The sequence below is a fragment of the Microbacterium sp. C448 genome (genome assembly GCF_000582705.2).
Lineage (GTDB): Bacteria > Actinomycetota > Actinomycetes > Actinomycetales > Microbacteriaceae > Microbacterium > Microbacterium lacus_A.
In genome coordinates this window covers 1-1,025 of the sequence record NZ_HG779604.1, presented here as the reverse complement: position 1 = coordinate 1,025, position 1,025 = coordinate 1, and the positions used below count along the sequence as shown (strand labels likewise).

The window sequence follows — 1,025 nt, the reverse complement described above, 5'->3', positions numbered from 1 at the left end:
TGTAGCTCTCCCGGAGGTTGTGATCAGCGTGGCGTGAGGTGAATTGGGAGGACCTCCGATATCGAAGTGGGTTACCACACTCATTTCGACCACCGGAGGTCCTCGTGACTCACGCTAATGCTCCCTTGTCCGAAACCGGTCGTCTGCGGCTGGCGAAGCTTGTTGTCGATTCTCGTTGGCCGTTGCGGAGAGCAGCGGAAAGGTTCAGCTGCTCTCCGGCGACAGCGAAGAAGTGGGCAGACCGGTATCGGGCCGCAGGCACCGCGGGGATGCGCGATCTGTCCTCACGTCCGCTGATGTCCCCATCGCGAACGGCGCGACGGACGGAGAGACGGATCGTGTCGTTGAGGTTCGCGAGGCGGTGGGGCTCGCATCGGATCGCCTGGCACCTGCACCTGTCCCGCTCGACGGTGGAGAACGTGCTGCGTCGTTACCGGATGCCACACCTGTCGCAGTTGGACAAGGCGACCGGACTGCCGGTGCGGCGCCCGAAGCCGGTCCGCTACGAACACCCGAACCCCGGCGATCTCGTCCATGTCGACGTCAAGAAGCTCGGCCGGATCCCCGACGGCGGCGGTCACCGCGTAATGAGCCGCCAGCGCGGACAGAGCAACCGGAAGACGAGCAGACCGGGTTACGCGTACTTGCACCACGCCATAGACGACCACTCAAGACTCGCGTACTCGGAGATCCTCGGCGACGAACGCAAGGAGACAGCTGCCGCGTTCTGGGAGCGCGCCAAAGCATTCTTCACCGGGCACGGCATCACCGTGCTGCGCGTGATCACCGACAACGGCTCCTGCTACCGATCCCACGCCTTCAACGACGCACTCGGCGTCGGCGTGAAACACAAGTTCACCCGCCCCTACCGCCCGCAGACCAACGGGAAGGTCGAACGCTTCAACCGCACTCTGGCCGCCGAATGGGCCTACGCGCGCCCCTACCGTTCAGAAGCCGAGCGATTTGCTGCGTACGCCGACTGGCTCCACGAATACAATCACCACAGAGCCCACGGCGGCATCGAC

General features: G+C 64.2%; 1 protein-coding gene. It reads left to right on the top strand.

The features are described 5' to 3' along the window. Positions 1–104 precede the first annotated feature (104 nt). The coding region (locus MIC448_RS01845; protein ID WP_036295228.1) for an IS481 family transposase at positions 105–1,025 on the top strand (921 nt) is incomplete at its 3' end.